The sequence below is a fragment of the Butyrivibrio sp. AE2015 genome, assembly GCF_000420825.1.
Lineage (GTDB): Bacteria > Bacillota > Clostridia > Lachnospirales > Lachnospiraceae > Butyrivibrio.
On sequence record NZ_ATVR01000021.1, the window covers coordinates 1 to 25,462 of the forward strand.

A 25,462-nucleotide genomic window follows, 5' to 3' on the forward strand; every position below is an offset into this window, starting at 1 on the left:
TATGGGCACTTATGGATTTATGGTTTACTACACATATAAAGAATAATTTTTTTGCAAGAACAGCAGCCTACACTTTCAGTTCGGCTGCGTCTGTTTACAATAAAGTATATATTCTTGAATTGGTAATTTTTAGAATGTATATTATTATGAGGTGGAATCTATTTAAGGTCGGGTGAAGGCAATATGCCATTTGTTTATGAGATTAGCGAAAGCAGGAAAGATAGTCATAAATTTATTGTGATCACAGGTTATGAAGGAAGTGTCAGAGAGCTGGTAGTTCCTGAGGAAATTGATGGCTATGTGGTTGAGGCTATAGGGAATCATGCTTTTTCCGGAAGAGATGATATTGAAAGTGTTGTTCTTCCGAATACTATAAAGACTCTTTACGGCTTTGCTTTTCATAATTGCAGGAAATTAAGGAAAATAAGCCTTTTTGACAGTATTGATGACTATTATGACGGAGTCTGCAGGCAGTGCGACTCCTTGTCCGATATTGAAATACGTATAGAGAGAAACTGGTATGAGGTAATTCGAAACTTTCTGGCTGATAATGACAAGACACTTAGATTTCTGACAAAAAGAGATGAATTTACATCCTGCCTTGTTTTTCCCGAGTATGTCTACGATTTTTCTGAAAATACCATGGCAAGGACAATTCAGTTTTCCATTGGCGGCAGTGGTATGATCTACAGGGAATGCGTTGACCGAAAGAACGTGAACTACAGGGAGTATGACAAGCTTTTTGAAAAGGCTGTTATAGATGGGAATGCTGTTTCAGAAGATATCGCCATAGGAAGAGTTCTTTTTCCATATGAGCTTGCAGAAGGCTATAAAGAAAAGTACGAGAGCTTTATAAAGAAAAATGGCAAAAGTATTGTGGAAAGACTCATTAAAAATATTGAAAGCAGTGGAGAATATGCAGCTTTTGATGCTGATGAGGTTTCTCCGATGAATCTGATAAAAAAGCTGATCCCATTTTTGGATGATGAGGCCATGGATCAAGCAATAAAGCTGGCGTCAGAAAAGGGGCTTACCCTTTTGAGTGCAGTTTTGATAGGAAGCAAGAAGCAGTCTGCGACCAGTGTTTCAAGATTTGAATTCTAGTGTAAAATGTTGAGGATAAATGGTGTTTGAAAAAGTATCTGTAGAAAAGTGTGCATCATACGATAAAGAACTTGTGAAAAACAGCCTTGATAAGGCAATTGATGAGATAGATGGTCTTTCTTTTGTTGAGGAAGGCATGACTGTTGGGCTTAAGCTTAATCTCGTAGGGGCAGCAGCGCCGGAAAAGGCGGTGACAACGCATCCTATGATTGTCAGAAGGCTTTGTGAGCGCCTGACAGAAATGGGGGCAAGGGTTGTCATTGGAGATAGCCCGGGAGGAGTATTTAACAAAAACTACGTGTCTGGAATTTATAAGGCATGCGGGCTTCTTGAGCTTGAAAAGGATTTTGACGGGAAAGTGAAGCTTAATGGAAACTACTCGGAAAAAGATGCAGAGTTTGCAGATGCAGTCAGCATAAAGACTTTTACCTATACAGGCTGGCTTGATGATGTGGATGCTATCATAAATGTATCAAAGCTTAAGACTCACGCTATGATGGGTATGAGCTGTGCGGTTAAAAATATGTTCGGAACTATCCCCGGAGTTACTAAGCCTCAGTATCATATGAGATTTCCAGAGGAGAGGGCGTTTGCCAATGTCATGGTGGATCTCAATGAGTTTTTTAAGCCGCAGCTTTATATCGTTGATGCCATAGATGGAATGGAGGGCAATGGCCCTACAGCAGGAGACAAAAGACATATCGGTGCAGTCTTGGCCTCTAAAAAGCCCTATGCTCTTGACGTTGTCTGCGGAGACATGATTGGAATGGGCATCAGGGATGTTCCGACTATAGGGGCTGCTTTTGAAAGGGGCCTTGGACCTGAAAGCATTGCAGATGTTGATATTGTTTCGTCATCTGATGGAGAGAATATTAAGATAGCTGATTTTAAGAGAGCAACTATACATCAGTTAATTGACTTTAGTGGAGGCGGATTTGGCAATAAGATGAAGTCCGTTTTGGTAAAGCTCTTTTTACAGACCAGGCCACAGGTAAAGGCGTCAGAATGTATTGGCTGCAAGAAATGCTATGAAACTTGTCCTGCGGGGGCTATTACTATGGTTGAACGAAATGTGAAGGGGAAAGCTTTATTGATCCCTGAGATTGACAGAAGTAAGTGCATCAAGTGCTTTTGCTGTCAGGAGTTTTGTCCAAAGGGAGCTATGAAAGTACATGAAAACCCGCTAGGCAGATTTGTCAGCACTATATAATGAGAACGATAATAAGCTTATGTTACAAGAGGAGATAAGTTACAGAGAAAAACTTGAAAAGATAGGAAGGCAGGTTCTTGAAGCATCCAGGACAGAGCTTTATGTAGCCATGAGATTTATGGGAGAAGCTCTTTCATCCTTCACTTATGAGATGGATCTTTCTACGACTACGGTAGGTACTGATGCTGTGTCCATCAGGTATAACCCGACTTACGTGTCATCACTGTTCGTGGAGGAACCTGGGAAATTAAACAGAACCTATCTTCACATGATACTTCACTGCATCTTCAGGCACATGTACACCTCGGCCAAATATGAGGATGTGGACCTTTTTGATCTGTGTGCGGATATAGTAGTGGAGATGATCCTTGATGGGATGGACTATCAGTGCATTTACAGGGTTACATCGGACTATCGCGAAAGGTGGTACGAGCGCCTGGAAAAAGAGCTGAAGGTCCTGACGGTAGAAAAGCTATACAAGTTCTTTTCTGATCCTGAAAATAACATAGATATTTTGGAAATAGAAAAGCTCTCAAGAGAGTTTAAGATGGATGACCACAGCTTTTGGCAAAGGCTTCCCAAAGACGACCAAAAGCCTGATGACAAAGAGAAGCCTCCGATAGATGAGGATTTTGATGGCCCTTCCGGTAAAAATGAAGATCAGAAAACGACGGAAAAGTACATAAATCCCAAAAGGCTTAAGGCTATACAGGACAAAGAAAAAGACTGGGAAAAATCAGCAAAGCGTATGGAAACCGAGATAGAGACTATCGGCAAAAGACATAGCGATAAACTCGGGAAACTTGCATGGATACTGAAGTATGAGAATACTTCACGAACTGATTACAGGGAGTTTTTAAACCGATTTAAGGTTATTCGTGAAGAGGGCGGCATAGACATGGACAGTTTTGACTATGGCATGTACAGCTTTGGAATAGAGCACTATGGTAATATGCCTCTGATCGAGGAGAATGAGTTTAAGGAAGTTCGCAAGGTAAAAGAGCTGGTAATAGCCATCGACACTTCGGCGTCTTGTAAAGACGAACTTGTTCAGCACTTTCTTAATGAGACAGCAAGACTTCTTTTTACAGAAGGATCTTTTTTCCAAAAGATAAAAATACATGTTATACAGTGTGATGATCAGGTTCAGAGGGATGAGCTTATTGACAGCGTAGATGCAATGAAGAAATATGCCACCGGGATACATGTTGAAGGCGGCTATGGAACAGATTTCAGGCCTGTCTTTGAATATGTGGATAAGTTGCAGTCGGACGGAGAGTTTGAGAATCTCAAGGGCCTTATCTATTTTACTGATGGCTACGGCATCTATCCGGAAAAAGAGACTTCGTATGACACTGCCTTTATTTTTCCGAAGGACGGTGACTATGAGGATGAAAATGTGCCTGATTGGGCAATGAAATTGTATGTATGACGATTAAAGAGGAAGCAGATCATGAATATAGATGAAGCGAAAGTTGAAGTCAAAAATGCAGTGAGAGCTTATCTTGAGAAAGATGAGGTGGGACAGTATGAGATTCCTGTGGAGAGGCAAAGGCCAATCCTTCTCATGGGCCCTCCCGGAATAGGTAAAACTGCAGTTATGGAACAGATAGCTCATGAGCTGGGAATCGGCCTTGTGTCCTATACAATAACTCACCACACAAGACAGAGCGCAATTGGTCTTCCCAAGATCACGGAAAAGAGCTTTGGTGGAAAAGAGTATTCAGTGACTGAGTACACCATGAGTGAGATCATTGGAGCTGTATATGAACAGATTGAAAAGTCTGGGGTAAAAGAGGGAATTCTTTTTCTCGATGAGATAAACTGCGTATCTGAGACGCTTGCGCCTACTATGCTTCAGTTCCTGCAGTACAAGACCTTTGGATCACACAAGCTCCCTGAAGGCTACATAATTGTTACCGCAGGCAATCCGCCTCAGTACAATAAGTCTGTTAGGGATTTTGATATTGTAACTTTGGACAGAGTACGACAGATCAACATTGAAGAAGATTTTGAAGCCTGGAAGGATTACGCCTACAAGGCGGGAGTTCATGGCTCTATTTTGGCCTATCTTGAGATTAAAAAAGATAATTTCTACAGCATAAGTACAGATGTAAATGGCAGGAGCTTTGTGACAGCCAGAGGCTGGGAAGATTTATCGAGGATAATTAAGGTTTATGAGAAACTTGGTATTGGTGTTGATGAGAATCTTACTGCCCAGTATCTGCAGAATAAGGAAATAGCGAGGGATTTTGCTACTTACTACGAGCTGTACAGAAGATACAATGAGCTTTACAAGATTCCTGATATTTTGGAAGGAAGGTTTCCTGAGGATAAGGAGACTTTACGAAAAGGATCTTTCGATGAGAAACTCAGTATCATAGGTCTTTTGTCTGATAAGCTTATGGAAGAATTCAGAGATTATGCGCAGGATGAGGCTGTTCAGAAGGAGCTGTTTGAAATCATCAAGGCAGCAGGGAAGCTTCAGGCAGAGAATGCAGAAGGTGTGCGCGATTATCTGGATAACAGGGCTGCTTTGTTGGAAAAAGAGACTGAGGATCAGCTTTCTATAGGCATGATCAGCAGAGAGGATGAGCGAACAAGGCGACTTGTTGTTACTATTTTGAAAGAGCTTGTGGAAAAACTAACGTTAACTGATGGGGATCAGTTTGAAGCCTCAAAGAGCTGGTTCAAAGAAAGAGAAGATGCAAGGCAGGCAAGGATAGCTGCTACTTCCGAGCATTTAACAAACAGCTTTGAGTTTTTGGAGCAGACCTTTGGAGATAAGGAGTCTCTGTCAGGAAGTCAGGAAATGGTTATTTTCCTTACGGAGCTATCAAGCGCTTATCACAGTCTTAAATTTGTCCGTGAGACAGGCAATGATGCTTATTATAAATACAATAAACTCCTGCTGCTAAATGACAGAAAGCAGGAGCTTAAGGATATTGTAAAAGAACTTGTTTTATAATCTGGTTATTTTGCGTTGTTTTTCCTAAAAGTACTTGGTGATATGCCAACGATTTTTTTGAAGGTTTTAAAGAAGTGAGCATAGCTTGAATACCCTAGTTTTTCCTGTACCTCTTTAACGGAAAAGCCTTGTTTTAAAAGGTTTTGAGCTGCACTCATTTTTGATAGGCTTATATATTTTCCGAGGGAAGCATGAGCATACCTCTTGAACAACCTGGAAATATAGTCAGGATTTAGGTAGAAATGGTCAGCGATAGATGAAACGGATATTTCATCGCATATATGGTCGTTTATGTAGCTGATCATTTCGCTGACTTTTTCCTGAGTTTTATTTGTGTTGTACACATCTTTATTCTTGGAGACAGTTTCAGATACTGCCTCGTCAATCTTGGCCATCAGAAGAAAGAATTCTGAAAATGACTTTGAGTTAAATTCATTTCCCAAAACTATCATTTTTCTTATTTGTTTTATTATTTCTTTTAACTGATCATCAGATAGAGAGATCAAAACAGGAGCTGAGCTCTGGCCTAAGTAGTGCAGAGAATCATCTGTCCCTGAAAATACATCATCAAGCCATTTCATCTGAATGTTGATGACATATCGTTCATAGAAAACATCACTGTTGTGGTAAAGCTGATGAAGGCAGAAGGGTGGAATTACTATCAAAGTTCCAGCCGGTACCCTCAGGACTTTATCCTCCAAAATCACATCCTCTAAATCTGTTAATGTGAGATATAGCTCAGCTGCGTCATGTGAATGAATTGCAACCGGGTTTTGCGGTTTGTTTTTTCTGTATGCAATTGTATAGGGCTGTCCCTGCGTAAAAATCGGATGTTTCATAAGCTCTTAATATAAATTCACTGTTTTTTAATAAATTGATTAGCTGGTAAAAAGTCGGATATATACATATAAATAGTTTTTTATGTATATATCATATCATGGATCACTGGACTAAAATAGTGGAAAATAAAGTATTTCTAAATACATGTTTTGATTCATTTATTTGGGAATATAAATGGAAAGGAGTCGGTAAAAGTAGATTTACTGACAAGGTGGTTACATGGAGAAGGTAAGACTTGGGATTATCGGTATTGGAGGAATGGGGACCAACCATGCACGCAGTATTTTGGAAGGTAAAGTGCCCAATATGGTTTTGACTGCTGTGTCTGATACCAGGCCTGAAAGACTTTCATTTGCAGAAAAAGAGCTGTCAAAGGATCTGGCTCTTTATTCAGATGGAAAGGAACTGATCGATTCAGGAGATGTTGATGCGGTACTTGTAGCAACGCCACATTATATGCATCCTGATTATGTGATCTATGCACTTTCTCACGGAGTTCATGCTATCACAGAAAAACCAGCGGGTGTATATACCAGGCAGGTAAAAGAGATGAATGAGGCAGCAGGTAAGAGTGATAAAGTTTTTGCCATAATGCTCAATCAGCGAACAAACTGTGTTTACAGAAAACTCCATGAGATGATAGAAAGTGGAGAACTTGGTGCGCTAAAGCGCATGAACTGGATAATTACTGACTGGTACAGGACTCAGAGTTATTACGATGCAGCCGGGTGGAAGGCAACATGGGCAGGCGAAGGTGGCGGAGTGCTTATAAATCAGTGCCCTCACCAGCTTGATCTGTTGCAGTGGCTCTGCGGCATGCCTGTAAAAGTGAGAGCTTTTTGTCACAATGCAAAATGGCATGATATTGAAGTTGAAGATGATGTTACAGCTTATATGGAGTTCGAAAACGGCGCTACAGGAGTTTTTGTCACTACAACAGGTGATGCTCCCGGAACAAACAGGCTTGAACTTACTTTTGAAATGGGCAAGATAGTTTGTGAAGACGATAAGCTTATCTTTGACAAGCTATCAGAGAGTGTTTTTGAGCATTGCAAGCATGAAAAAGAAGGATTTAAAAAGCCGGATTGCACCAGAGTGGAGATTGAGACAGATGGGCTAAATGAACAGCATGTTGGAGTCTTAAAGGCATTTGCGGATAAAATCCTTGGAAAAGGAGAGCTTGTTGCAGAAGGAGTAGAGGGAATCAACGGGCTTACTCTTTCAAATGCTATGTATCTTTCATCCTGGCTCGATGAGACTATAGAACTTCCTTTTGATGAAGACCTTTTTTTTCGAGAATTGGACAAAAGGAGAGCAACATCGAAACTGAAGGAAGATAAGGGAATTGTTTTTGACACTACGGGAACATACTAAAAGCGTATTGAAGATAGATATATGTTGAGTATAAAAAATTAAAAAATAGGGAGACAGATCATGAATAAAAAATACATTCTTACAGGCTTTGCAGATGAAATTGCACCTGAACTTGATAAACAGATAGAAGGAATAAAGGGACTTGGCATGGCGCACATTGAAATGCGCGGTGCTGACGGAAACAACCTTATTTTCCACAGCAACGAGAAGGTAAAAGAAATTAAGGAAAAACTGGATGCAAATGGAATATCGCTTTCAGCCCTTGGATCACCTCTTGGAAAGATCCAGATAACAGATCCTTTTGAAAAGCATTTCGAAGAGTTCAAAAGGGCTGTCGAGATCGCACATATGATGGAAACACCAAGGATCAGAATGTTCAGTTTTTATGTTCCTGAAGATAAACATGAAATGTATAAGGGAGAGGTCTTTGATCGCCTTGGGAAATTTGTAGATTATGCAAAGTCAGAAGAAATTCTTCTCCTTCATGAAAATGAAAAGGGAATCTATGGCGACAAGGCAGCAGAATGCCGTGAGCTTATGGATGAGTTCTATGGTGATAATTTCAAGGCTATATTTGATTTTGCGAATTTTGTTCAGGTAGGCCAGAATACGCTGGAAGCTTATGAGCTTTTGAAAGAGTTCATTGTTTATGTTCACGTCAAGGACGCGCTTTCAAAAGAGGGCAGTGTTGTTCCTGCAGGTCTTGGGGATGGAAATGTAAAGATGATACTGACAAAACTTTTCGAAAAGGGATTTGATGGATTTTTATCTCTCGAGCCACACCTTTTTGATTTTGTTGGATTTGCAGACCTTGAGCAGAACAATGTTTCAATTGCCTCCGGCGAAGGCAGAAAATTGTCCGGAATTGAAGCATTTACCCTTGCTCATGATGCACTTATTAAGGTTTTGGAAGAGATATAAGAAAGCTGCAGTAGGGGGAGTCAGTGGGACGGGGAAGTCCCCACTGACTCCCCTTTTCCTGACTCCAAAAAAACAAAGAATAAACAAAAAATAAATAAATTTTAAAAAAGTGTTTGACAAACATGTTAGACAATGCTAACATACATATTGTTAGCAAAAGCTAACAATCAAATGACATACATAGTCATAAGAAATCTCCTACCTATTTCAGCCACGTCTTGCCAACGTGGCTGATTCTTTTTGCATAAATATTTCTTTGCAAGGAATCACATTAATTTTAATCAATAAAAGTGATTAAATTCACCATGATGTAATTGGACAAAATTGTGGTAACATAATATTTATCAATAAAACAGAGCAATATTAATCTCTTTTGCGAAAAAATATCAAAAAAGATGAACATAATTAATATCGCTATAATAAAAAACATCAAGGGGAGAAAGCAATGAAAAACGTTAACAAGTATCAGCGTCAGTACTTTATGCCACCAAAAGCAACCTATGACTGGGTAAAAAAAGATTACCTTGATCATCCACCAATCTGGTGCAGTGTTGATTTAAGAGATGGTAACCAGGCACTTATTGAGCCTATGAGTCTCGATGAGAAACTAGAGTTCTTTACCATGCTTGTTAACCTCGGCTTTAAGGAGATTGAAATTGGATTCCCTGCAGCTTCTGAAACTGAGTTTGAGTTTGCAAGGACTCTTATCGAGAAGAACATGATTCCTGATGACGTTACAGTTCAGGTTCTTACACAGGCAAGAGAGCATATCATTAAAAGAACTTTTGAAGCTGTAAAGGGTGCTCCAAGAGCCATCATTCACCTCTACAACTCCACATCTGTAGCACAGCGTGAGCAGGTGTTTAAAAAGAGCAAAGAAGAAGTAATGAAAATAGCTGTTGATGGCGCAAAGCTTCTTGACAAGCTTGCAAAAGAGACAACAGGCAATTTCTCTTTTGAATATTCACCTGAAAGTTTCCCGGGAACAGAAGTTGACTATGCAGTTGATGTCTGCAATGCTGTTTTGGATGTATGGAAGCCAACAGCAAAGAATAAAGTAGTCATCAACATTCCAACAACTGTTGAGATTGCAATGCCACATGTTTTTGCAACTCAGGTTGAGTATATCAGTAAGAATCTCAAGTACCGTGATGCAGTAGTTCTTTCTCTTCATCCACACAATGACAGAGGTACCGGCGTCAGTGATGCTGAGCTTGGATGCCTCGCCGGTGCAGACAGGATTGAGGGAACTCTTTTTGGAAATGGTGAGAGAACAGGAAATGTTGATATCGTGACTCTTGCAATTAACATGTATTCACATGGTGTTGATCCAAAGCTTGACTTCAGCCATATCACAGAGGTCGGTGAGACCTATGAGCGCCTTACAAGAATGCACATATATGAGAGACAGCCATATGCAGGACAGCTTGTATTTACTGCTTTTTCAGGATCCCATCAGGATGCTATTTCAAAAGGCTTTGCCTGGCATGAGCAGAAAAAGGATGGCGGAATCTGGTCAGTTCCATATCTTCCTATTGATCCCAAAGACCTTGGAAGAGAGTATGACGGTGATGTTATCAGGATCAACAGCCAGTCCGGTAAAGGCGGCGTGAGCTACATTCTTAAGACTAACTATGGCATGATGGTTCCTAAGGAAATGCAGGCCGATGTCAGCTACACCATCAAGGATATTTCTGACAGAGAGCATGCTGAGCTTTCACCTGCCAGAATCTATCAGATTTTCGAGGACAAATACGTCCACAACGACAACGTATTCAAGATTCCTTCTGTTCACTTTAAGCAGATTGATGGTATACTTGCAGAGGTTACAATTGCTCATGCGGATAAAGAGCATATTGTTGAGGCCAATGGTAACGGTCGCCTTGACGCTGTAAGTAATGCTATAAAGCAGTACTTTAACGTGAGTTATGAACTTTCGACTTATGAAGAGCATGCTCTTTCAAGAGGATCTTCTTCAAAGGCCTGCACATATGTGGGCATTACCTTCAATGGCAAGAAGTTTTGGGGCGTAGGAATTGATGAGGATATTATCAAATCTTCTATCAACGCTCTTGTAATAGCAGTTAATCAGATTGATACGGTAAAAGACATCAAGAATAGCAAAGATGAAAGAATTAACTCCATCATCAATTATATTCAGGAGAATTACCTGACAGTAACACTTGATGATCTTTCAAAACAGTTTTATCTTTCAAAACCATATCTTTCAAAGTATATAAAGGAAAAATCCGGAATGACCTTTGGAGAGAATGTGAAGAGGATAAGACTCAATAAGGCCAGCACTCTTCTTCGCAATGGCAACATGAAAGTTGAGAAAGTAGCAGAGGCAGCGGGCTATCAGAATGTTGAGCATTTCAACAGACTCTTTAAAAAGAAATATGGAATGACTCCTGTTCAGTACAGAAGTTCCAGATAATTGAAAGCAGGATTTATATGAACGGCTCACTCGAGTTTTTGAATATGATAAAAAACCAGTCCGGAAATAAAGAAAAGGCAAAGGAAAATAGACTGGCGGAAGAAGCGAAGAGCTATGATTCTGGCACTACAATTGCAGTTATCGATACTGAGACCAATTGGAATGATGAAGTTATGAGTCTTGGTGTTGCAATAGCGGATGCTATATCTTTTAAGCTCCTGGAGAAAAGATATTATGTCTTTGACCCGGAATGCAGAGTGGGCGGCATATATTCCAATGTTATGTACTATGGCGGAGTTAACGGAAGGTCGATGACCAGGTCAGATGCATTGGATGATCTTAAGGCTTTTTTAGATAAAAATGGTATAGATAAAATTTTTGCTTACAATGCAAAGTTTGATTATAATCACCTTCCTGAACTGCAGGATTTTGACTGGTACGACATTATGCGTATAGCTGCCTACAGGCAGTTCAATGAATCTATTCCGGATGATTTGCCATGCTGTAAGACCGGAAGGCTTAAGACAGGCTATGGCGTTGAGCCGATCATGCATTATTTAACAGGTGATAGCAGATACCGTGAAGTTCATAACGCAGTATATGATGCTGTGGATGAGCTTAAAATCATAGAGCTTTTAGGGCATCCCGTCGAGACCTACGAGTGCGGACTGATTTGACCGGGAGTGGCAAGAGTAGATTTCGGATAATGGTCTATTTGAACCATCATATGAAATGCGTAAATTTAATAAAAATGCTATGATAAAAGTGGTGCTATTTGTGAATGGCATCACTTTTACTTATCAGGAGGTTGTTATGGAAGTAAAGAAAAATAGTTGGGTAAACGCACTTATTATTGGGGTCTGCATTGTAGCAAGCTGTGCACTTTTGGCATTTGGCTTGTCTCATTTCAGATCAGAAAGCAGCCATGTCATTTCTGCTACGGGAAGCGCAAGCGTTGATTTTGAAGCAGACATTATTATCTGGAGAGGTTCTTTTTCATCAGTTGCATATACATCCCAGGAAGCCTATGCTAAAGTTAAGCAGGACGCTGATTACGTAAGACAGTATCTTTTGGATAACAACGTATCTGAGGATGAGATAGTTTTCAGCTCTGTTGATATCAGCAGAACCTACAGAGATATTTATGATACTAACGGCAATTACACAGGCTCTGAGCCGGATGGTTATCAGCTTACCCAGAGCGTAACTGTTTCATCAGGCAATCTTGACAATGTTGAAAAGATCTCCAGAGATATCTCAACTCTTTTGGATAAAGGAGTTGAGTTGACATCTGATTATCCTGAGTACTACTATTCAGATCTTGATGCCTTAAAGCTTGATCTTATCGATAAAGCTTCTGTAAATGCCAAGGACAGGATCGATATAGTTGCTGAGAACTCCGGTGCCAAGCTTGGAAAACTCAAAAATTCAAGCCTTGGAGTTTTCCAGATCACAGCCAAAAACTCAGGCACAAGCAGCTACTCTTACGACGGAGCCTTCGACACAAGCTCACGTTATAAGACTGCTACAATAACTGTCAGGTTGGAGTATGATCTGAAGTAAGCGGGACTCAATGAGAAAAGTTGTTTGATAATGATTTAATGACATGATGTGATTTAGCGCAGACCATTATAAGGTTTGCGCTTTTTTCTTTGCTTAAATTCTGAATTTAGTTTATTTCTTAAGATATCCTTAAGATTTGCAGTAGAAATTCTTAAGATTACGTGCTAAATGTTTACTCGGTCAAAAGTTTATGATAAGTTCTTTTGGCTGATTGTTTATTCTTGCCATCAGGCGACTGCTAATGCGAACAGCATGTCTAAAATGCTGTGAAAAAATCTGGTGTTGGAAGTATCTCAAGTGTAAAGAACATTGTTGATAAAAATAGGAGGTGCTATAATTTTTAATGAGCGAAAAAAGTAATAAAGATGGTGGAAAGAAGCGGCTGGACTGGCATTCCGGCTTTGAAGGAGGGCTTAGATATAGCTTTAGAAACTATGCTGATGATATTGAAATAGAGAGAGAACATCTTCTTTCCAAAGAGCCGTTACGTATTGATTTTTTAATTGTAAAAAAGAATACTCAAATAGTAATTGATAATGATATAGGTAGAAGCTTTAGGAAATACAACATAATTGAGTACAAAAATCCTGACGACGCGCTCAATATCGATGTTCTATGGAAATGTATCGGTTATGGAGGAATCTATAAAGGACTTGGCAATGTTGTAGATGAAATAAAGGCTGACGAAATAACAATCACTATTTGTAGAAGCAGAAAGCCAATAAAGTTATTTGAACAGCTGGAAAATGACGGATATATAGTAACCAAGTTGTATCCGGGGATATATCAGATCAGTGGAATAATAATAGTTCCAATTTTGATTGTAGTTCTTTCTGAACTAAATGATAAAGAACTTAAGGCTCTTAAAATTATGATTTCTAACGCGGATGAAGACGATATAAGGAGCTTCATTGCGGAAATAAGTAAATTGGAAACACAAGGTGATAAGAACAATGCTGATGCTGTGCTTCAAATAAGTGCAAACATTAACAAGATGATATTTGAAAAGATACGAGGAGAAAAAGATATGTGTGAAGCATTGAGAGAATTAATGGCTGATGACCTAAAAAATGCAGAGAAACAGGGGATAGAGCTGGGAATAGAACAGGGAATAGAACAGGGAATAGAACAGGGAATAGAACAAGGAGCTGATAAGCATATTGTTGAGCAAGTATGCAAAAAACTTATTAAGGGAAAAACTATTTCAACTATAGCTGAAGAGCTAGAAGAAACAGAAAGCACAATAAAAGATATAGTTTCATGTGCTGAAAAGTATGCTCCTGAATATGACATTGAAGCTGTTTATGCGGAATATAGGGAAAAGAAAAATACATAATAAACATGGGAAAAGTGGCGTAATGAAAAATACTGAACATGTAATTGATAAAACTGTTTACATAGCAGATGGCGCAAAAGTAATAGGTGATGTTTCGATAGGGAAGGACAGTGCTGTCTGGTATAACGCTGTAGTAAGAGGAGATTCATGTAAGATTACAATTGGTGAACGCACCAATATTCAGGACCTTGCCTGCCTTCATGTTGATAAAAAATATAAGCTTGTAGTTGGAGATGATGTCACTATAGGCCATAGCGCAATAGTCCATGGATGTGAGGTTGGAAACAGAGTCCTTATAGGTATGGGAGCCATCATAATGAACGGTGCCAAGGTTGGAGATGACTGCATCATCGGTGCCGGCGCCCTTGTGACGGAGAATGTAGAGATACCTTCGGACTCCATGGTTTATGGCTCTCCTGCAAAAGTAGTAAGACAGCTGACAGATGAGGAAAAGCAGGGGATACTTGATAATGCTGCTCTTTATGTGGAGCATGCAAGGAAGGCGATGGATAAAAGCTGTTAACTTTAATAGGAAATAATCGGATAATCCTATCCAAAAACCTTTTGACGCCAATTGAAAAAGACAAGTAATAAAAGGATATGACAAGCGTAGATTTGATACAAAATCTACGCTTTTTTCTATGACAAAGGACAATATATAGTCTATAATTAATTTGATGGCAGTGCAGAACTATGTGCATAGGATTATTATAGGCTGAACGTATTACCTTAGGGAAAATCAATATGAAAAAAATTCTTCACATTACAGAGTGTTTAGGAAGTGGTGTATTAAGTTATATCAGAAATCTTTCAAGTTGGCAGGTGAATAAGTATCAAATTGTGATTGCATATTCTACGCGGCCCGAAACCCCAGCGAATTTTCAGGATTTATTTGATACTAGGATAAAGTTTATCAGAGTGAATGGATTTACAAGAGAGATTGAACCTGTTAACGATTGGAAAGCGTTTAGACATATTAGGAAAATTGTAAGAGATGAGAAACCGGACTTGGTTCATTTACATTCTACAAAAGCGGGTGTCATAGGCAGATGGGCGATAGATTCAAGAAAATATATTATTTTTTATTCGCCACATGCATATAGCTTTCTAATGGAAAATTGTCCAAATTGGAAAAGAAGTATATATAAAACAATTGAAAGGTTATCAGATAGGAAAAGAGTCTTAACTATAGCAGATTCTGATGGGGAGTATATAGCAGGCAACGATGTTGCTCGTAATAGGAAATGTATACAAAATGGTATCGATACTAAGGAATTAGACCTGATAATTAATCAATGCAAAAGAGATACAGAAAAAGCTAAAAAAGAGGTGGTCGTATGTAATTTAGGAAAAGTGGTTAGTCAAAAGAATCCAAAGATGTTTAATGAGATTGCTAAAAAGCTTCCAGATTATAAGTTTTTATGGATTGGTGCGGGGCCATTAGAACAAGAACTGGATAGTTCAAATATAAAAGTTACAGGGTGGATAAAAAAGGAAGATGCAATTAAAACTATAGTTGATTCTGATATTTTTTTATTTACTTCAAGTTGGGAATCATTATCAATTGCTTTGATGGAAGCTATGTATGCTGCAAAGCCGTGTGTTGCCAGTAAGTGTGATGGTAATAAGGACGTAATAGTATCTGGAAAAAATGGATATTTATGTAATACGGTAGATGATTATGTTAAGACAATTGAAATGTTGATAAAAGATAATGACCTACAAAAAAGAATTGGTGCTCACGCCAGGCAGGATATTCTTTTAAAACATAATAATTCATTACTAGAGGAGAAATATACGGAGCTATTTAATGAAATCGGTTTTATCAATTGAGGAAAAACAAGCAATTATGCTTGATATGTATAAAATAATATGGGACATATGCCAAAAACAATGCCTACATCTTTTTGCAACAGGAGGTACTGTGCTTGGGGCTGTGAGGCATAAAGGATTCATTCCTTGGGATGATGATATTGATCTGGCTTTGCCAAGAAACGAGTTTGAAGTTTTTGAAAAAATAGCGAAATCAGAATTGCCTCCATATATGAAAATTAGATGGATGCAGAGGGGAAGACATTACACAATTATTGATAAGAGATATGAAATTGAACTTGATGATGATTGGAAAGGCCTTATAGATAAAGGTGAAAAGCAATATGTATTTATAGATTTACATCCATTAGATGGAGTTGCACAGACAAGACTCGGAGCTCTCTTTAGAGGAGGGTATGTACTATACAAAAGGGCACGATTTAAAATGGTTGAATCGGACAGAGTATATAAAGGAAAAAGGCCATTTATTGAAAAGGTAATAATGGTGCTTGTTGATAAATTATGGCAGGGGCCTAAAGATTTAGAACATGAGGCATATGAGTATGATCGTGCTATGAAAAAATATGCATATACGGATGAAAAATACATAGCTGATTATTGTGGAAAGTATCATTTTTCTGACATATATCCTAAGAGCTGGTGGGGAGAAGGGATGATTGTTCCTTTTGAAGACTCGATTGTCAGGATTCCTTCTGGATATCATTGGTATCTAAAAAAAATATATGGTGAATATATGGTTTATCCAAATGAAGAAGACAGAGTGATGCATAGTAGCAAGAAATAATTTGATCATATGACTGGGGATTGCGTCTGATGCGTAGTAGTAACAATATCAAGAAAATATTAACTATATCTGTAGCAGCGTACAATGTTGAAGAATATCTGGACAATTGCCTTTCATCACTATGTGTTAATACGGAAATATTGAATTCCATCGAGGTGATAGTAGTAGATGATGGAGCTACCGACAATAGTTATAAAATTGCTCTAAAATACGCGGATATGTATCCCAATAGTTTCATTGCTGTGCATAAGAGTAATGGCGGATATGGAAGTACAATAAATTATTCAATAGAACATGCCAGAGGAAAATATTTTAAGACGCTGGATGGAGATGATTGGTTTGACAGTGAGCAGCTTGAAAGCTTTATAAAAATGCTTTTGAAATGCAATGAGGATGTTATTTTTTCTGATGTAAGACATTGTTATAGGAAAAGGAGTTTCGTAGATAAAGTATCTGATACTGCTAATGTAGATAGTATAGATGGCTTATCTAGCATTAAACTTCTTGAAATATGGGGGATTACATTTAAAACTGAATTACTTAGAAGAAGCGGTATACAGCTTCCAAATCATTGTCTGTATACTGATAATATTTTGGATACGATCCCTATTGCTAATGCCCGTACATTTGGATTGTTTGAAGGAGCTTTATATTGCTATAGACATGACAGGCCGGGGCAAAGTATTAGTGTAAGGCAGAGAATAAAGAAAATAGATGATCAATATGAAGTGGTTAAATTACTGGTAAGGTTTTATGAAGAAGAGAAGGAAAAAAATTCATTAAATCTGGGGTGGACATTAGAAAGGACAGCGTTAACTTATAAATATTTGTTTTGGACTTCAATCCTATTACCAGGCAAACAGTCTCGAAAAAAAATAGTAGATTATGAGAAAACTATACAAAATATGTCTCCGGATGTTTTTATAAAATTAGAAGAATTAGGGACACGGGGATTGCTTGCAAAAGTTATAAGGGATTTGGATTATAAGTTTTTGTTTCTTTTTAAATTGTATTACTTAGTGGCTTTAGTAATTAGACCGATTTTGTTGAGTATAGAAAAGGAAACATAATGAAGGTTCTTTTCGTTTTGTCGGATTGCAATGCTGAACATGGATCTTTTTTGAGTGTTTTGTCTCTTGGAAAAGAACTACAAAAAATGGGAATAGTAACAAAATATATCATTCCTAAATGGGATGATGGGGCAAAACTCCTTGCCGAAGAAGGATTATGTTACAGCCTTGTACGTTCGTATAGTTGGGTTGTTTCTTCTAAAAAAAAGAATAAGGCTGTCAATGTGCTTAAATGGAAAATAAAGAAGCTTCTCAATTACATAGCTGTTGTCAGGATAAGCATAATAGCTAAGCATTTTGGTGCACAGATCATACATATCAATTCCATTGATTCTTATGTGGGAGCATTGGCAGGAAGAATAATGAACATTCCAGTTATATGGCATTTCAGAGAATTTTTAGAAGAGGATCATGAGTCAGAATTTTGGGAAAGAGATTTTTCATATCGAATAATAGGTTACGCCAGTAGGATTGTTTGTGTTTCTGATAGCTTAAGAGAAAAATATTCTATAGGTAATTTACGTAATAAGACAATAACAGTTTATAACGGGATAGATGTAAAAAAGTTTTACAATCCCGATAGGGATATATTTAGATCGGAACCGATAAAAATAGCGATAATAGGAAGAATCTGTGAGCACAAAGGGCAACTTGATTTCGTGGATGCGATTTCGATAATTAACAAAAGATTAGATGGTAAAGTGCATGCATATTGTGTGGGGGATGGCAAGGCGGATGATGTAGAAAGGGTTTGCAAAAGAATAACTGATAAAAAAATACATAATATAGAAATGGTGGGATTTCAGAGCGATATAAAAAGCTGGTACCATAATATAGATATAATTGTTGTGTGTTCGCATTCTGAAGCATTTGGAAGAGTTACGGTTGAAGCAATGCTATCAGGATGTTTGGTAATAGGCGCTGATAGTGCTGGAACAAAAGAATTGATAGTCAATAATGAAACGGGATGGTTATATAGAACACATGATAGCAAGGAACTGGCGGAAAAAGTGATGTTTGCAATATCAAATATAGAAGAGTCTAGAGTAATAGCCAGAAATGGTCAGAGATATATGCAAAATAATATGACGGCTGAAAAAAATGCTGCGAGAATAGCTAAACTCTATAATGAATGCACATCAAACAATAAGTGAGGCATATTAAGTGTGAATATTAGTTTTTCGAAAAAATGGTTATTGATAGTTGCATTGACTATACCAAATTTAAAACATGGATATTTGGATTATTGCCAAAGCATCGATCTCATCCTTAATGTATGGAAGATAATTGCTTTTGTAATAACAATCTATTATTTTCACAAGATGCAGTCCGGTATAAGCAAAATAACCCTCTTTATCATAATTATGGAATGTTATTTGTTGGCTGACACTTACATACAAAATGCTAACTTCTATGCTTGCGCAAGTACAGCGTTTTCGGTGATATGTCTGTCTTTAGTGTATGAGGTTTTTTGTGGTGATGGACAATTATTTATAGATGCTCAATTATTTTGTTATGAAGTTCTGATTTATCTTAATTTAATCAGTGAAATTGTATATCCACATGGAATGTACAAGAATATCTCCTATAAGAACTGGTTCCTGGGATACTATAATACTCATATGATGTTTTTCTTGCCGGCGTTGATTTTTGCATTTCTAAAAAAGGATAAGATTAGACTATTATTTTTATATGTTGCTGTAGTTATATCATCTGTTTTGGTTTGGGCTGGCGGGAGTATTATGACTCTTTTTGCACTGACAATTATTTATTTCCTATCTAGTAATACCTATATATTTAACTATTTTACATACTGGCTGATTCAACCTCTATTTTTTATATTCGTTGTACAGTTGGGAATGATAGAACGACTAAAGTGGATTATTGGTGATCTATTAGGAAAGTGGAGTTCTTTGCAGGGAAGAATACGAGTATGGAATACTGAATTGAGCAGACTTAATAAATACTGGCTGTTTGGTAAGGGAATCGAACATTCCGGCACTCGTATTAAAACGTACTATGGCTATTCATGGGCGGTACATGCACATAATTTAGTTCTTGAGATATTACATGTTGGTGGATTAATTTATTTGATCATTTTTACTGTAATTATTATAGCTACTGGGATAAAGCTATGGCCGCATAGAGATTCATATGAGGTAAGAATTATTTCTTTAGGTTTTCTGGGATGGTCCATAAGAAGTACGGTAGACCCATACCTTTTTGCTACTTGGATGGTTTTATTTGTTCTTGCCTTTAGAATAGAAGAATTAAGATTGGAAAATAATAGCGAAGAAGTCAAACTCCAGGTTTTAAGCGATAATTAGCAATGGGGATAATGATGAATATTATTTCGGATACGATGTCTGATCAGTTAAGACTTTTGAAGTATAAGATAAATAGTACACGAAGCACCCGGTACATAGAGCGTGTGACTGATAAAAGGTATTATTTAAAAAATAATAGGCATATAAATTGGGATAACCCGCAGACATATACAGAGAAGTTGAATTTTTCTAAAGTGTATTGTTCATCTGAAGTAAAGACAAGGTTGACAGACAAGGTCTTAGCTAGAGAATGGGTCTCACAGAGGGTGGGAAAGCAATATCTTGTGCCGTTTATTGGTGTGTTTGATAGCTTTTCGGAAATAAAGTTGCCTGAAATGCCAAACAGCTTTGTCTTGAAGTGCAATCATGATAGTGGCAGTACTACAATTATTGAGGATAAAAATAAGCTCACACGATATGACATCTCTCGATTGGAATACAAATATGATCATTTTTATCTTAAGCGAAATTATGGATACAGATATTTTGAAATGCAATATGTTGATATAAAACCCAAGATACTAGTTGAACAGTGCCTTGGAAATGATATTAAAGATTATAAGTTTTTATGTTTTGATGGGACACCCTATTATTGTTGGGTCGATGTTGACAGATTTGCAGATCATAAAAGAAATATTTATGATTTGGACTGGAAACTACAACCATTTAATCAAATGACATATGGTAATTATGATGGCTTCATAGAAAAACCTAAGCATTTCGATGAGATGATAGAAATTGTAAAGAATTTGTGTGTTGGATTTGATCATGTAAGAGTCGATCTTTTCTATTGTAATGGCAGAGTATATTTTGGTGAGATGACTTTTACTAATGGAAGTGGATTTGAAATAATAACTCCCCCGGAATGGGATGCGAAATTAGGTAGATTATGGAATTTGGATTTTAGCGGTCGCAGATGAGTGCTGGAGTATTACTGAGTAGGCTTTCTATATGTCAAAAAAAAATAGTTTGAAATCAAATTTTATTTATAATTCTGTATATCAATTGACTACAATAATAGTGCCTTTAGTAACACTGCCATATCTGTCAAGAACATTAAATGCTAAAGGATTAGGCGCGTATTCGTTTTCTTATTCTATAGCGTATTATTTTTACATTTTTATACGGTTGGGTTTGAATAGCTATGGGAATAGGACTATAGCTTCTATTAGAAATGATACAGATAAACTATCTGCAGTTTTTTGGCAAATTTATTATTTTCAGTTGCTTATGGGAATGATAATAACAATAGTTTATCTGGCATATTGCTTTGTTGTCATGCCATCTAATTTATTAGCGTTCATTTTTACTCTAGTTGTGTTATCTGGAACTATTGATCTTACGTGGGTATTATACGGACTAGAAGAGTTTAAGGTTACTTCAACCCGTGACATTATTACAAAAATATTGACTACTGCAGCTATTTTTGTTTTGGTTCGGGATGAGAACGATGTTTGGAAATATGCACTGATATATAGTATTGGTTTTTTTGCATGTCAACTTATTTCTGTTCCAATCGTATTTACGCGAGTGCATTATGTCAGACCTTCCTTCGATGAAGTAAAGTTGCATATAAAGCCTAATATAATATTGTTTTTACCAACTGTAGCTGTGAGTTTTTATAAGACCATGGATAAAATAATGCTAGGAGTTCTTTCTACCGAAAAAGAACTGGGCTTTTATCATGGAAGTGAAAATGTTATCCGCGTTCCGTTAGCATTTATTACGGCTTTGGGGACTGTAATGTTACCTAGGATGTCTAATATGTTGGCTTATAGGGATGATCAAAAAGAGACGGAACGCATTTTTGACAAATCGATTCTTTTTGTTATGTTCATTTCTACTTCTATATGTCTTGGGATCATGACTGTCGCAGATATTTTTGTTCCGGTTTTTTATGGAATGGGATTTGAAAGATGTATATCATTGTTTTATATACTTCTTCCAAGTTGTTTGTTTCTTGCGTTTGCTAATGTTATTAGAACACAATATCTGTTGCCCAGGAAAAAGGATAAACTATTTATTACATCCTTGTTTTTGGGCGCGGCAGTAAATGTGTTGCTGAATTTAATGCTTATACCACAATATGCTTCACTTGGTGCTTCGATAGGTACTTTGACAGCGGAGATAGTGGTATGTGTTGTCCAGGCAGCTTTCGTTTACAAGGAAGCCAACATAGGCAGAAATATTGTCAACTCCTTGCCGTTCATCATTTCTGGAATTCTGATGTTTGTTGTGTTTAGAGGATATAGACCGCCAATTCAAAATGATATAATTGCTTTGTTAGTTAAAATCATTATAAGCGGATCATTTTATATGGCAGTTCTTGGAATTATCATTTTGGCGAAGAAAAGAATATGTTGCCGCCCGAACTGATGTTTGCCAAAATAGACTGGTGCTACCATAACGGTAGGCGGTTAGCCTTATCCTAACGAAAGGAGGTAATAATCCAATCGAAAGGAGGGCATACATAATGGTGAACTATTCAAATCTGTTTCAATACACGATGATGATTGTTGCCGTAGCAACCTTTGCTTATCTTTTAGGCAAAAGAAAATAACCGCCCCAGCCTAGCAACTGAACGGTTATTATCATAACTAATCATTTAAAGGGCTAACCGTCTATCGGTAGCACTTTTGTTAATATGATATTAGCACAGAAGACAGTTTTTTTAAAGATTGAAAATAGCACATTGTAAAATTGTTGACAGATCATTTTGATGAAAGGCTTGATGGAGCTTTACCACCTGTTTTTTACCACATCTTTTCTCAAATACAGGTTCCCTTTTACATTTTCCTTAAACGGAGAAAGCTGATTTTCTTTGACCATGTATGCGAGGTTCTGGCGGGAGCATTCAAGGATCTCGCAGCTTGAAGATGTATCTTCGAGATTGTTTTTGGCAAAAGCAAGAAAATTATCATATGTTAGTGGAACTTTTTGACCTTCTTTATATAGAGCCCAGGCAGGAACATCGATAGAATTGTCAAAAGAGACAAAATAGCCATCGATACCAAGTTCTGCGGAAGCAAAAAGTGGGGCATTTGCAACTACTTTATCAACGCCTTCTATATTTTCAAGGGCTTTGAGAGAAATTTTTCTTGTGGTATCGTCGTTAAAAAAACAAAGCATATGAAAATCAGTCAGGACGGTGCAATCCTTGAGATTATACTTTTGTCTTTTTATTACATATTCCGGCAGCTTCGCAGCTTTTTTTATGTACAAAGAATCCTGGCTGCAGCGGCCACTTGCGAGCTCTAGAAATTTCATTTCATCATATTCTTTTAATTTGTGATTATTTAGAATATCACCGATGTTCTGACGACCGCTGGGAATTATTCTTTCTTTTACCCATAAAAAACTTAGGTCCCTTGGCATAGTATAGATTCCCTTTTTCACCAAATTGGTAAAAAGTAATGGAGCATTCCATTCATCAAGGGAGTCTGCAAGTTCTATGATAAATGATCTTTCTTTTTCATAGTACAGTAGGGTTCCAACTAATATTTTCGTTTCTTCGTCAAGTATCTCATAAATTTTCATATATCATGTACCTTCCATAAATCATATCCCAAATTCTGTTTATGAATGTTTCTGAAATAATACCATTAAGGTTCTCAAAAATGATGTTCTTGTGATGGGGCTTTAAAATTCCTTTGAGTGGGCGGTTATCTTTAGGCAGAAGGCTCAGATTGTCATAGCAGGAAAAGCTTCCAATGAAATTGTTACAGGGCTTATCAGCAAGTATGTCAAAGTTTATGGCTGCGTCATCATTGACACAAGAGTACAGAAGGGATACGCCATGATCAAATAAGGGGGCGATTCTGAGAGTATGCTTTCTGGCATTTCTGAGAACTTCTATATTGGCGCCGTGTCTGTCTCTGTTTAGAATAAGATAATCCAGAGCAATCATCGTATCTATATATTCCTGCCAACCCTGTCTTTTGCAAAAGTCATAGTGAGACTCACCTTTCTCGGCATTTGCGCGATAGTAGTCATCAAGGGCAATTTTGCTTTCGCCGCGCTCTTTGAAATCTTCAGAAGCACAGAGATAAGTGCTATATACCTTCCCTTCTATTTCGATATCAGCATTGATGAGTTCATATTCCAAGTGTTCTATTTCGAAAATCGAAAGAAGTCTGTCGACTATTATTTCGTTAATACACTCATGTCCAATAATGCCTTTTACGGAATCAAAGTTTGAGAGCTTATAATATTTCTTTTTCCCATGAAGAGATGAAGTCGCTTTTAAAAATGTTCCGGTTGTTCCGCTTGAACTGCGTATGTGCGACCATTGCAAATATGTTAGATCCTGTTTTTCTAAGATAAGATTAGCCATTATTCAACACCTCATTTGGCAAAAAACATTTGACGCTCGTCAAATACAATATATAGTTATTATAAATAAATATTTGACGAGCGTCAAATAGAATAAATAAATATATAATCACTATATAATAGACATTCTTGGGGTGAAAGAGTAAATTAATAGTAGTTATCATCATATTTACGCTTGTAGCTTGTAAGTGAGGATTTGAAAAAAATAAAGATAGAAAACAGAAAGGCAAACCAGTGTTTAACAGATCAGACATAACCAGAAATCAGTGCCAACTCTTTGGTGGCCAGGCGAAGCTTGGGTACGATTGGTGGTGGCACTCTTTTACTGCAATAGATAGTGCGACAGGCGAAGAAAAGCCGTTTTTTATAGAGTTCTTTTTATGTAATCCTGCCTGTGGAGGGGCTGAACCAGTACTTGGGCAGCTTCCTGCGAATAGAGCGAAAGGTGTGAAGCCTTCATACCTTATGGTTAAGGTTGGATGCTGGGGCGAAGGAGCAAGGCAGATACACAACTTCTACGGCTGGGAAAAGATTGACGTAGAAATGGGAGTCCCGTTTTCTATAAAAGCGGGAGAGTGCTTCCTTACAGAAAATAAAACCTGGGGAAGAGTGAGTTTGTCTGAGGAAGAAGTGGATAAGCACCCTGAATATATGTCAGGAAGTGGAGAACTTTCATGGAACCTCACAATAAATAAGAAAATTGCCTTTAATGTGGGATATGGAGCAGGTAATCTTTTTAGAAAGCTTCAGCTTTTTGAGATGTTCTGGCACGCGGAGGGCATGAAGACTGAGTACTCAGGTGAGATAGTTTTAGATGGGCACAAGTACACTGTTGATCCCAAGACCTGCTATGGATATGCTGACAAGAACTGGGGAAAAGATTTTACGTCTCCCTGGGTGTGGCTTTCATCCAACAATCTTACAAGTAAGCGGTCTGGTAAAAAACTTGAAAACAGCGTGTTTGATATAGGTGGTGGAAGACCAAAGGTTGGTCCTTTTGCATTGAACAGAAAGCTTCTTTCAGCCTATTGGTATGAAGGAAAGCCATATGAGTTCAATTTTTCAAAGTTTTGGACATTTACCAGAACAAAGTTTGAGTCTTCGGAAACGGAGGATGAAATAATCTGGCATGTTGAGCAAAAGACTTGGACAAACCGGATGGTTACTGACATAACATGCAAGAAAAAAGACATGCTCCTTGTGAACTACGAAGCTCCAAATGGCAAGAAACTTCACAACCGCTTGTGGAATGGCGGCAACGGAAAGGGCACAGTAATGCTTTTCCATTGCGGAAAGCTTGTCGACGAAGTTATATGTGAGAATGTCGGCTGTGAGTATGGGGAATATGATCAGCAATAATGAA

At 37.7% G+C, this 25,462-nt stretch carries 22 protein-coding genes; 19 read left to right on the forward strand and 3 right to left on the reverse strand.

Translation table 11 applies throughout. The features are described 5' to 3' along the window. Window positions 1-183: 183 nt before the first annotated feature. The 4 genes from G585_RS17865 to G585_RS0110725 are packed head-to-tail and all read left to right on the forward strand — an operon-like array spanning window position 184 to window position 5,282. Window positions 184-1,104, forward strand: coding sequence for a leucine-rich repeat protein (locus tag G585_RS17865; protein WP_022774926.1), 921 nt, complete (start codon window positions 184-186; stop codon window positions 1,102-1,104). A 19-nt stretch (window positions 1,105-1,123) separates the two neighbouring features. After that, a complete protein-coding gene (locus G585_RS0110715; RefSeq protein ID WP_022774928.1) occupies window positions 1,124-2,314 on the forward strand; it encodes a DUF362 domain-containing protein in 1,191 nt (396 codons plus the stop codon). Beyond that, on the forward strand, window positions 2,298-3,746 hold the full coding sequence (locus G585_RS0110720; RefSeq protein ID WP_022774930.1) for a vWA domain-containing protein: 1,449 nt from the start codon (window positions 2,298-2,300) through the stop codon (window positions 3,744-3,746). Before G585_RS0110715 ends, G585_RS0110720 begins: the two co-directional genes overlap by 17 nt. Before the next feature lie 21 nt (window positions 3,747-3,767). Continuing rightward, window positions 3,768-5,282 carry an AAA family ATPase gene (locus G585_RS0110725; protein ID WP_022774932.1) on the forward strand — a complete coding sequence of 505 codons (1,515 nt, stop codon included), beginning with the start codon at window positions 3,768-3,770 and terminating at the stop codon, window positions 5,280-5,282. Window positions 5,283-5,287: 5 nt separating this feature from the next. On the opposite strand, the gene G585_RS18985 is transcribed toward G585_RS0110725, so the two are convergent. Further along, window positions 5,288-6,121, reverse strand: coding sequence for a helix-turn-helix domain-containing protein (locus tag G585_RS18985; protein ID WP_022774933.1), 834 nt, complete (start codon window positions 6,119-6,121; stop codon window positions 5,288-5,290). A 220-nt stretch (window positions 6,122-6,341) separates the two neighbouring features. On the opposite strand from G585_RS18985, the gene G585_RS0110735 reads away from it, so the two are divergent. From G585_RS0110735 to G585_RS0110800, 14 genes are all read left to right on the forward strand, one after another. Next, entirely contained in the window at window positions 6,342-7,496 is a 1,155-nt protein-coding gene (locus G585_RS0110735) for a Gfo/Idh/MocA family protein (RefSeq protein ID WP_022774935.1), read from the forward strand. Window positions 7,497-7,556: 60 nt separating this feature from the next. Further along, window positions 7,557-8,417 (forward strand): sugar phosphate isomerase/epimerase family protein, encoded by an 861-nt coding sequence (locus tag G585_RS0110740; protein WP_022774937.1) that lies wholly within the window; start codon window positions 7,557-7,559, stop codon window positions 8,415-8,417. Between the two features lie 445 nt (window positions 8,418-8,862). Continuing rightward, on the forward strand, window positions 8,863-10,854 hold the full coding sequence (locus G585_RS0110745) for a 2-isopropylmalate synthase (RefSeq protein ID WP_022774938.1): 1,992 nt from the start codon (window positions 8,863-8,865) through the stop codon (window positions 10,852-10,854). 17 nt (window positions 10,855-10,871) lie between these two features. After that, window positions 10,872-11,531 (forward strand): hypothetical protein, encoded by a 660-nt coding sequence (locus tag G585_RS17875; RefSeq protein ID WP_022774940.1) that lies wholly within the window; start codon window positions 10,872-10,874, stop codon window positions 11,529-11,531. Between the two features lie 136 nt (window positions 11,532-11,667). Beyond that, on the forward strand, window positions 11,668-12,417 hold the full coding sequence (locus G585_RS0110755) for an SIMPL domain-containing protein (RefSeq protein WP_022774942.1): 750 nt from the start codon (window positions 11,668-11,670) through the stop codon (window positions 12,415-12,417). A 343-nt stretch (window positions 12,418-12,760) separates the two neighbouring features. After that, a complete protein-coding gene (locus tag G585_RS17880) occupies window positions 12,761-13,753 on the forward strand; it encodes a hypothetical protein (RefSeq protein ID WP_022774943.1) in 993 nt (330 codons plus the stop codon). Window positions 13,754-13,775: 22 nt separating this feature from the next. Further along, window positions 13,776-14,276, forward strand: a complete 501-nt coding sequence (locus G585_RS0110765) for a gamma carbonic anhydrase family protein (protein ID WP_022774945.1) — start codon at window positions 13,776-13,778, stop codon at window positions 14,274-14,276. Between the two features lie 221 nt (window positions 14,277-14,497). Next, window positions 14,498-15,586 carry a glycosyltransferase gene (locus G585_RS0110770; protein ID WP_022774947.1) on the forward strand — a complete coding sequence of 363 codons (1,089 nt, stop codon included), beginning with the start codon at window positions 14,498-14,500 and terminating at the stop codon, window positions 15,584-15,586. After that, window positions 15,564-16,370, forward strand: a complete 807-nt coding sequence (locus tag G585_RS0110775) for a LicD family protein (protein WP_022774948.1) — start codon at window positions 15,564-15,566, stop codon at window positions 16,368-16,370. Before G585_RS0110770 ends, G585_RS0110775 begins: the two co-directional genes overlap by 23 nt. A gap of 29 nt (window positions 16,371-16,399) precedes the next feature. Continuing rightward, window positions 16,400-17,440: a glycosyltransferase family 2 protein gene (locus G585_RS18990; RefSeq protein WP_022774950.1), complete on the forward strand. Its 1,041-nt coding sequence runs from the start codon at window positions 16,400-16,402 to the stop codon at window positions 17,438-17,440. After that, entirely contained in the window at window positions 17,440-18,594 is a 1,155-nt protein-coding gene (locus G585_RS0110785; protein WP_022774951.1) for a glycosyltransferase family 4 protein, read from the forward strand. The genes G585_RS18990 and G585_RS0110785 overlap by 1 nt, the downstream gene beginning before the upstream one ends. Before the next feature lie 12 nt (window positions 18,595-18,606). Then, window positions 18,607-19,767, forward strand: a complete 1,161-nt coding sequence (locus G585_RS0110790) for an O-antigen ligase family protein (protein ID WP_022774953.1) — start codon at window positions 18,607-18,609, stop codon at window positions 19,765-19,767. Between the two features lie 104 nt (window positions 19,768-19,871). After that, the gene (locus tag G585_RS0110795; RefSeq protein ID WP_196802908.1) at window positions 19,872-20,687 is read left to right on the forward strand and encodes an ATP-grasp fold amidoligase family protein; all 816 of its coding nucleotides are present in this window, start codon (window positions 19,872-19,874) and stop codon (window positions 20,685-20,687) included. 31 nt (window positions 20,688-20,718) lie between these two features. Then, window positions 20,719-22,143, forward strand: coding sequence for a flippase (locus G585_RS0110800; protein ID WP_022774956.1), 1,425 nt, complete (start codon window positions 20,719-20,721; stop codon window positions 22,141-22,143). Window positions 22,144-22,506: 363 nt separating this feature from the next. Here the strand turns inward: G585_RS0110800 and G585_RS17890 are convergent, their stop codons facing one another. Further along, the gene (locus G585_RS17890) at window positions 22,507-23,304 is read right to left on the reverse strand and encodes a hypothetical protein (protein ID WP_022774957.1); all 798 of its coding nucleotides are present in this window, start codon (window positions 23,302-23,304) and stop codon (window positions 22,507-22,509) included. After that, on the reverse strand, window positions 23,291-24,100 hold the full coding sequence (locus tag G585_RS0110815; RefSeq protein ID WP_022774958.1) for a hypothetical protein: 810 nt from the start codon (window positions 24,098-24,100) through the stop codon (window positions 23,291-23,293). The genes G585_RS17890 and G585_RS0110815 overlap by 14 nt, the downstream gene beginning before the upstream one ends. 233 nt (window positions 24,101-24,333) lie before the next feature. On the opposite strand from G585_RS0110815, the gene G585_RS19710 reads away from it, so the two are divergent. After that, window positions 24,334-25,458, forward strand: a complete 1,125-nt coding sequence (locus tag G585_RS19710; protein ID WP_022774960.1) for a tocopherol cyclase family protein — start codon at window positions 24,334-24,336, stop codon at window positions 25,456-25,458. Window positions 25,459-25,462: the final 4 nt, after the last annotated feature.

Bases quoted from the DNA above. Each gene is read 5' to 3' on its own strand.
- G585_RS0110755 (WP_022774942.1), top strand. From the start codon at position 11,668: ATGGAAGTAAAGAAAAATAGTTGGGTAAACGCACTTATTATTGGGGTC.
- G585_RS0110800 (WP_022774956.1), top strand. From the start codon at position 20,719: ATGTCAAAAAAAAATAGTTTGAAATCAAATTTTATTTATAATTCTGTA.
- G585_RS0110735 (WP_022774935.1), top strand. From the start codon at position 6,342: ATGGAGAAGGTAAGACTTGGGATTATCGGTATTGGAGGAATGGGGACC.
- G585_RS17865 (WP_022774926.1), top strand. From the start codon at position 184: ATGCCATTTGTTTATGAGATTAGCGAAAGCAGGAAAGATAGTCATAAA.
- G585_RS18985 (WP_022774933.1), bottom strand. From the start codon at position 6,121: ATGAAACATCCGATTTTTACGCAGGGACAGCCCTATACAATTGCATAC.
- G585_RS0110765 (WP_022774945.1), top strand. From the start codon at position 13,776: ATGAAAAATACTGAACATGTAATTGATAAAACTGTTTACATAGCAGAT.
- G585_RS0110815 (WP_022774958.1), bottom strand. From the start codon at position 24,100: ATGGCTAATCTTATCTTAGAAAAACAGGATCTAACATATTTGCAATGG.
- G585_RS0110770 (WP_022774947.1), top strand. From the start codon at position 14,498: ATGAAAAAAATTCTTCACATTACAGAGTGTTTAGGAAGTGGTGTATTA.
- G585_RS17880 (WP_022774943.1), top strand. From the start codon at position 12,761: ATGAGCGAAAAAAGTAATAAAGATGGTGGAAAGAAGCGGCTGGACTGG.
- G585_RS0110715 (WP_022774928.1), top strand. From the start codon at position 1,124: ATGGTGTTTGAAAAAGTATCTGTAGAAAAGTGTGCATCATACGATAAA.
- G585_RS0110785 (WP_022774951.1), top strand. From the start codon at position 17,440: ATGAAGGTTCTTTTCGTTTTGTCGGATTGCAATGCTGAACATGGATCT.
- G585_RS0110725 (WP_022774932.1), top strand. From the start codon at position 3,768: ATGAATATAGATGAAGCGAAAGTTGAAGTCAAAAATGCAGTGAGAGCT.
- G585_RS0110775 (WP_022774948.1), top strand. From the start codon at position 15,564: ATGAAATCGGTTTTATCAATTGAGGAAAAACAAGCAATTATGCTTGAT.
- G585_RS0110745 (WP_022774938.1), top strand. From the start codon at position 8,863: ATGAAAAACGTTAACAAGTATCAGCGTCAGTACTTTATGCCACCAAAA.
- G585_RS17890 (WP_022774957.1), bottom strand. From the start codon at position 23,304: ATGAAAATTTATGAGATACTTGACGAAGAAACGAAAATATTAGTTGGA.
- G585_RS0110740 (WP_022774937.1), top strand. From the start codon at position 7,557: ATGAATAAAAAATACATTCTTACAGGCTTTGCAGATGAAATTGCACCT.
- G585_RS18990 (WP_022774950.1), top strand. From the start codon at position 16,400: ATGCGTAGTAGTAACAATATCAAGAAAATATTAACTATATCTGTAGCA.
- G585_RS17875 (WP_022774940.1), top strand. From the start codon at position 10,872: ATGAACGGCTCACTCGAGTTTTTGAATATGATAAAAAACCAGTCCGGA.